We start from the raw sequence: 7305 nt of genomic DNA on the forward strand, positions 1-7305 counted from the left end.
CGGGGAGGTCGGGCCCACCGGGGGGGCCGGCGGCCGCGGCGGCGGCCGGTGGGACCTGGCCATGCTCGGCGTCGGCATCAACGACGTCTGGCGCCATCACCAAGGCCGACACCGTGAAGCCGTCGGCCTCGCCGAATACGAGGCGAACCTGGCCACCATGCTGGCACTGCTCGGTGAGCGGGCACGGCAGGTCCTGGTGATCGGGGAACCGCCGATGGGCTGGGAACCCGGCATCGATGTACCCGCTGCCAACACCGACCTGCTCACCTACAACGCCGCAGCCCGCCGCGCCGCCACGGCCGCAGGCGCGCACTACATCGACCTGTGGAATGAGATCCTCTACACCGCCACCTGTTTCGGCTGGGACCTCGACAACCCGACCGCACCCGCGTCCGGGGCGATGAGTGTGTGGAGCGACGGGGTCCACCTGTCCGAGCACGGCGACGAGCTGCTGCGCCGGACCATCGCCGACTACATTGCAGACCACCGCCTCCTCGACAGTCTGCTCACCCACGATCGCCTCGACCGCGCCACCGCCGACCGCATCTACACCCGGTGACCCCAGCTGTCCGGGCCGCGGAGGAACTCGACGCATTGATGCGAACCCCGCGGCGGCCGCAGGTCGTCTTCTGCGACTGGCACGGCGTGCTCTCTCGCAGCCTCTACTGGCAATCCATCACCGAAAACCCCGACCACCCATCGAATTCGATCCTGCGCGACGAACTGAGCCGACTCTTCACCGCCGGCAACGCCGACGGCCGCGACTGGATGTGCGGGCGGCTGAGTACTCGCGAGATCCTCGCCCGCGCCACCGAATATCACCCCCATCTCGACATCGATCACCTATGCGCGCAGCTCGCCGCCGACATCACCGCCATGCCGGTCGACCAGACCCTCCTGCATGCACTGGCACGAGCACGCGACCAGGTGGCCGTCGTTCTCGCCACCGACAACATCACCGACTTCGCCACCGCCTTCCACATCCACGCCACCACGCCAGGACCGACAGTCGACGACATTGCAGCGACGCTGCAGTCCTCGGCTGTCGGGTTCGACGCCCTCCTCTGCTCGAGTTCACTCGGCGTGCTCAAGGGAGACGACCCGACCGGGTTCTTCGGACCGTGGCTCACCGCAGCCGGGCTCACCTTCACCGACGCGCTGCTGATCGACGACAACCCCGACAACTGTCACGCCTTCGCTGCGCACGGCGGCAGTACCCTGCTCGTCGAAGCCCGATAGGAGCTGGCTCGTGGCTGGGGCGGTCGGTGACCAATACCAGGAACTGATGTACAATTCCCAGGGCTTGGTGCGTGTCTGGGGACTGCTGCAGGATCAGGCGACAATTTCGGTCACGCGGCCTGACTGGCCGACACTTCGTGGTCGCGGGTCGGGACCAGGGTGCCGTCTACGATCAACACCGCACCACGCGGAAACCGGACACGGGGCCGCAACCCCAATGCAGAACCGAGATCGTTGATCACCCGTGCCGCGGCCGACTTCGAGACCCCGAATACCGCTGCCAGCTGACGCATCGTGAGGTTCGTGCGCCAGTAGGTGGCCACCAGCAGTACTCGGTCCTCGAAACACAATCCCCAGGGCCGGCCCCCGCAAACGGCCGGTCTGCATCCTCATGCCGCAACCGGGTGACCAGGCGAGCGACCTTGCGTGGCCGCAGCCCGCTGAACAACTCCACCATCACCGGATCGGCTGCCGAGATCACCGCCACGGGAGTCCGATACCGACTGCCGCTCAACAACTTACGGGACAACTTTTAGCGAAAGTTCCGTGCCGGTGGCGACAAGCTGGGGTAGTTCGATGATGTTCACTTGTATGATCGGCAATCAAGGAGGGGACAGGACCTCCCGGCCTGGCCAAGGAGGTGGTCGCTGTCGGTCCTTCACCGACTCCGGGGCAGACGGCGATACGAGTCCTGTTCATCCTCGACCGACTGGGTGAACCGTGTGTCGGCTGGCCACAGGTGCCCGAGACGGCCGTTCGGGCAATTCGCTCCCAGCGCAAGCTTCAGAAGCTGGATTTCCTCGTACGCAACCCCGACTACCTCGCGGACCTGATCATCTCAAGGTGGCAGGCAGGCGAACGGCCGGCAGAACAGCTGCTCGACGCCCGAGCCGTGTTGAGGGATCGCGAGCCGGAGCTGCACACCTATCGGATGCTCCGCAACAATCACGGAGCCTACGAAGTGCTCGACAACGCCCTGAGCGTGCTACGCCACCTGGGACTCATCGCGATACGGCGTGCAGGGTCTGTGTCCGACGATCGTGTGCGCCGCAGAGACTACTTCCTCCTCCAATCAGGCGCCCACCAGGCACAGCGACTCCGCGAGAGCGAACAGGTCCTTGCCTGGTACGACCAGCAGACGGCCTACGTGGCGGCCGCGGTGGAGGGGATGACTGGAGCCCAGCTGAAGGCCCAGCAGTACGGACAGCCCGAGTATGCCGCCACTGCCGTGCGCCAGGAGATCGGCGGTATCACCGAGCGTGTCCGTGAACGACTAGACGCGGCACTCTCCCAGGAGGGAATGGCATGAGCACAGCGAGCGGCGCCTTGGGCCCGGTCGAGGCGTGGCTGGACGAGATTGCGAAGGCGGCTGGCCAGGAGTTGGACGTTGTAAGGTCGGTCCTCGCCGAGCACGGCGTGCGCCCACAGACCGCGCTGCCAAGGCCGCACTCGCTGCGGGTGACCGAAGTGGAGTTCGAGGGTGTGCGCCCCGCGCCGGCGGGTGAGTCTACTGGCTATGCCGGTGATGGCGATGCCTTCCACTTCCAATGGAAGCCGGGACCGGGCGTCTGGGGCTTGGCCTCCTCGGGCAAGAACGAAGCCGGCAAGTCCAGCGTGCTGGAGATCATCCTTTGGTGCCTGCGCGGACGCAGCGGGCTCCAGCGTGATGTGCAGAGCTGGCTGCGGCGAGTCCGCACCGAGTTCGTCCTCGACGACGAGACCCTTGTCGTCGAGATGACCGTCGCGAGCGGCAGGCCGGTGGGGACCGTGGTCTCCAAGGACGCCGGTGCAGTGCTGTTCTCCTTCGACAATGCCGCCACGTTCGAGGAGCTGATGGACGCATTCATGCTGGAGCGCCTCGGCCTGGAGCCCCTGCGCATTCAGCAGAAGCGGCCCGAAGGAGTTGACGGACCGCCGCTGACCGGGGAGCTGTCCTGGCCGGCGTATGCCAGTGCCCTCCACATCAACCGCTCCGGCCTCGGCCACCTGCTCGGAAACGAGGCCCGCAACGCACTTCCGACCCGGCTGCTCGAACTCTTCCTCGGAGCTCCCTGGGCCGCCACGATGGTCTCCGCCGCAGTAGCACAGAAACTCGTCGCGGCGCAACTGTCCGCCGCCACGGCCCGCGCTCAAGCCGAAGCGGACGAACGCCAGAGCAAGATCGACGAACTCGACCGCAGCCTCCGACATGCACAGGATCGGTTGGACACCCTCCCGGATCTCGGCCAGAGCGCCGCCGACCTGACCGCCTCTTACCAGGCCCTCGCCGAGGCGACCGAAGCGGCCGGCACCGCACAGCGCGAACTTGCTGAAGCCCGCTTACAGCACGATGAACTCGAACAGCAGCGCCAGTCCCTTACCGCGCTGGTCCATTCCGCACACGAAGCTGCCCTTGCCAAGGCCTTCTTCCACACCCTGAAGCCAACCGTGTGCCCCCGCTGCGATGCGCAGGTCTCTCAGGCTCAATGGGCCCGAGAGGACGAAGGTCACTGCTCCCTGTGTACCTCTGAACTCCACCCGGTCACAACGCAGTACGACGGCGCCCCGGACGATGACGGCCTCGACGACGTCGATGACGACCAGGAGCTGCGTCAGACGCTCGCCCAGGTCCAGCACGCCGTCGAGACAGCGGCCACAGCACTGGCTGGCAAACAGGCCAAAGCCACCAGCGCTGCGACCGCGCTCCGCCAGGCTCAGAACGCGCTTCAAGACGCGCTCGCCCGCCCGGCAGGAGGCGACCGCTGGGAGGCCGAGCTTGAGGTCGCCCGGCTGAGAGGCGCTCTCGACGAACGCCAAGGGCGTTTCGACGACCTGGGTGACCCAGTCGGCCTCGCCCCGCTTCAACGGGATCAGGCTATCCTCAAGGCCGCCGAGAGGGCCGCCCACGCTCGCCGCACGCAGGCCCTCAAGGAGGTCCTCCAAGCCGTCCAGTCCGACATCGTCACGATGGGCCGCCAGCTCGGACTGGAGATGCTCGAAGCCGTCGAACTCGGCACCAGTGCCACACTGAAGGTCTGGAAGGGAGGCCAGCACCAGCCCTATGGAAGCCTCACAGAGGGCGAGCAGCTCCGCCTGAAGATTGTGACAACCACTGCCCTTCTGCGGCACGGCATTCGCACCGGCGTCGGCAGACACCCAGGATTACTCATCATCGACTCGCCCGGGGCTGAAGAGGTCGACCGCGGAGATCTGGAACTGATGCTGGAAGGGCTCGTTCAGCTCACCGAAACGTCCCCACAGCTCCAGATCATTATCGCCACTGCCCGCGGCCAGGAAGTGGCCTCGGTCATCCCGACGGACCAGCTACGGCTGGCCCCGGCCGGGCAACGACTGTGGTGACCACCTCTTTTCGGGCACAGGCCCGGCCCTCTATGCTCCGCAGGTCGCCGAGTGCGGTGAGGAGTTGGTGACCGGTGTCCCCTGGCGTTCCCGATCCGCTCCAACCGCTGGTACACGCGCACTGCACCGGCGCCCCCACGCCGTCGCTTGCCGACCTTGGCGGACTCGGCTACCTCCTACAGGACGTGGCTACCCTGCTCGACCACGACGAACTGCCCCTGCTCGTCGCCCTGATTTGTACCGACCACACGGCCATCCGGGACGACCAGGCCCGCGCCTTCCTTCTCGCTGCCGCCGATGCGCCGCAGGATCCGCTCCGTCTGGAGGGCGTCATCGCTTCCCTCCTTGGGTGCCCCGATGCCATCCATGAATTGGGCGACGACCTGGCTGACATCTGGCTGGAAGCCAGCCGCAGCCACACCGACCTCATCGGCGGCATCGCCTTGGAAGGCGCCGCCCGCATCGTCCTGTGCGGCGCTACCGCCGAATACGGCCTCCTGGACCGTCTACGCCGCCTGAACCGGCAACAGGAACTCGCCCAGATCGACGACGACTACGCCCTGCGCACAGTAAGAGTCGTCGGCGCCGTCGCCGAGCATTTCGACTCACCCGACCCCGCCCGCCTCCTGAACCAACTGGTCGAACGTGACGATGTCGCCGAGGACGCCGCTTTCGAACTTGGCATGCTTGCCCTGCGCCAAGCACTGCACTCCGACAAACCCGACCACGCCCGCCCCCTCCTCCTGGAAGCACGCCAACACCTCAGCGACGCCTACCAGGACGAAGAGCGCCCCGACGCTGCAGCATTCGGCGCCGCCATTGACGCGATCCTCGCATACTCCGGCGGCGTGCCCCTCCAAGATGCTGTGAGAACCCAGCTCGACGAGGCAGTCCTGGACCTCCGGCTCAACCTGCTCGGCCTGCCCCCCGGGTGGCGCACCCCACGTCTGGATACCCTCATCGCCTGGCAACATCTCCTCGACACCCTCACCCGGGCAGCGGACGCCGACCGCCCCGGAGCCTGGCTCCATGCAGCCAGCGTGATCAGCGACCTCGTGGACGTCTACACCGCCCACCGCACGCTCGACCTGTTCGCCACCTCCCCGGCATGCCCGCCCACCGCTCGACCGGGATCCGCGACATCAGCGGCCACACATGGCCTGCACGCACTTCTCGCCCCCCGCGTCGAGGCCACCCTCCTCGCTCGCGAAGGTGGGTCGGCCCTTCTACACGAGTGGCTCGAAGAACTCGCCGAAGACCCGGGCCGCGATCATGACCCGACCACATTTCTCGTCCGGGAACAGGCGTCCCGGCTTCGGGAGGCACTGGAGGCCGGAGGTGGTCCCCCATCCCCAAAACCTGACTGCCCGGCGACATCGCTCGCCGGGCTCGGGCTCTCCATTGCGGACACCATGCACCTGCAGAACCTGTTGGTTGATACCCCGGATGAGGGGCCGGAAACTTTTCGGACAGCGAAATTTTGGTCATCTCAAGCTGCCTGATTCCGATCGAACCATTCCGACTCTACTTCGTTCGGAGTGCGGTAGTCAATTGCAGAGTGAATCCGAAGCTGGTTGTACCGCAGCTCGATATAGCGGATGACATCCTTGCGGGCGTGTTCCCGGGTCGGGTATTGGGTTCGGTTTACGCGCTCGTTCTTCAGGGTGCCATTGAACGATTCCGCCCACGCGTTGTCATAGCAAGTCCCTGTGCGGCCTACCGACCGTAGAATACCGAGTTCTTTCGCCACTGCCGCGAATTCAGCGGAAAGATACTGGCTGCCGCGGTCGCTGTGAAAGATTGTTTCCCCGGCGGCGATGGGCAGGTTCCGGGCGGCCATGCGAAGTGCGTCGGTGACCAATTCGGTGCGCATGTGATCGGCCATCGCATAGCCGACGACCTTCTTCGAATAGCAGTCGAGCACTGTGGCGAGATACAGCCATCCTTCCCAGGTTCGGATATAGGTGATATCGCCGACGAGTTTGCGTCCGGGCGCGTCGGCGGTGAAGTCGCGCGCCACCCGGTCGGGCAGGTCGGCGGCGTCGCCGGCGACGGTGGTGACCGGCCGGAACGGCCGGGGCTGGCACGGCACCAGCCCCAGCTGGCGCATGATTTTGCGGACCGTGTCCGGATCGACCCTGGTGCCCCAGCGGGCGAGCTGGGCGTGGACACGGCGGTAGCCGTAGGTGCCGTCGGAATGATCGAAACAGAACCGGATTTCGGCTTCGAGAATTTCGCGCCACTGCGCGGTGGCCGATGGTCGCCGGTTGCGCCAGTCGTAGAATCCCGACCGGGATACTTCCGCCCACCGGCACATGTCGACCACGGAATGATTGCCTTCTTCGGACGCGATGAACGCGTACTTGACCGTTACCGGTGCTTCCTCGCGAAGAAGGCCACCGATTTTCCCAGGAAACGGTTCTCCTCTTCCAGTTCCTTGACCCGACGCTCCAATTCCTTCAACCGGGCACGTTCCGGCAAAGACAAACCCGTGTCCGCTGCATGAGTGCGCTGAAACTGTTTCACCCAGTTCCGGATCGTCTGATCGGTTACCCCGCAATCGCGTGCAACATCGGCGACCGGTCGAGACTTCTCGACCACCTCACGTGCCGCTGTTTCCCGGAACTCGGGGCTGAACTGACGCGACTTTTTCTGTGCCACAAACAACTCCGTTCAGTTACCCAAATCATACTTTGGGTCACTGTCCGAGGAAGTTCCGGCACCTCA

6 protein-coding genes and 1 pseudogene are annotated in these 7305 nt (G+C 65.6%); 5 read left to right on the top strand and 2 right to left on the bottom strand.

Annotated elements, in window-relative coordinates; all coding sequences use genetic code 11:
* Positions 1-559 (top strand): GDSL-type esterase/lipase family protein (locus QH283_RS15470; protein WP_280503691.1); only part of this gene is annotated, 559 nt, incomplete at its 5' end.
* A gap of 38 nt (positions 560-597) precedes the next feature.
* Positions 598-1239 (top strand): hypothetical protein, encoded by a 642-nt coding sequence (locus tag QH283_RS15475; RefSeq protein ID WP_280503692.1) that lies wholly within the window; start codon positions 598-600, stop codon positions 1237-1239.
* 128 nt (positions 1240-1367) lie between these two features.
* On the opposite strand, the pseudogene QH283_RS15480 reads toward QH283_RS15475, so the two are convergent.
* Positions 1368-1696: pseudogene (locus QH283_RS15480) on the bottom strand (helix-turn-helix domain-containing protein); the annotation flags it as partial.
* Between the two features lie 183 nt (positions 1697-1879).
* Between QH283_RS15480 and QH283_RS15485 the strand changes: the two are divergent.
* The 3 genes from QH283_RS15485 (at position 1880) to QH283_RS15495 (ending at position 6080) form a co-directional block, all read left to right on the top strand.
* Positions 1880-2548, top strand: a complete 669-nt coding sequence (locus QH283_RS15485; RefSeq protein ID WP_280503693.1) for a hypothetical protein — start codon at positions 1880-1882, stop codon at positions 2546-2548.
* Complete coding sequence (locus tag QH283_RS15490; RefSeq protein WP_280503694.1) at positions 2545-4578, top strand: hypothetical protein; 2034 nt, start codon at positions 2545-2547, stop codon at positions 4576-4578. The genes QH283_RS15485 and QH283_RS15490 overlap by 4 nt, the downstream gene beginning before the upstream one ends.
* A gap of 185 nt (positions 4579-4763) precedes the next feature.
* Positions 4764-6080: a hypothetical protein gene (locus QH283_RS15495; protein WP_280503695.1), complete on the top strand. Its 1317-nt coding sequence runs from the start codon at positions 4764-4766 to the stop codon at positions 6078-6080.
* Here QH283_RS15495 and QH283_RS15500 read toward each other — a convergent pair.
* Positions 6068-7239, bottom strand: a protein-coding gene (locus tag QH283_RS15500; protein ID WP_411157464.1) for an IS3 family transposase whose coding sequence is annotated in 2 segments (ribosomal slippage) — positions 6068-6987 and positions 6987-7239 — 1173 coding nt in all. Because the reading frame shifts where the segments join, the coding sequence is not laid out codon by codon here. The two genes, QH283_RS15495 and QH283_RS15500, sit on opposite strands and share 13 nt — an antisense overlap.
* Positions 7240-7305: the final 66 nt, after the last annotated feature.

Origin of the sequence: Nocardia farcinica (assembly GCF_029867845.1) — a bacterium.
In the GTDB taxonomy this organism is placed as follows: domain Bacteria; phylum Actinomycetota; class Actinomycetes; order Mycobacteriales; family Mycobacteriaceae; genus Nocardia; species Nocardia farcinica_A.

Bases quoted from the DNA above. Each gene is read 5' to 3' on its own strand.
- QH283_RS15475 (WP_280503692.1), top strand. From the start codon at position 598: ATGCGAACCCCGCGGCGGCCGCAGGTCGTCTTCTGCGACTGGCACGGC.
- QH283_RS15490 (WP_280503694.1), top strand. From the start codon at position 2,545: ATGAGCACAGCGAGCGGCGCCTTGGGCCCGGTCGAGGCGTGGCTGGAC.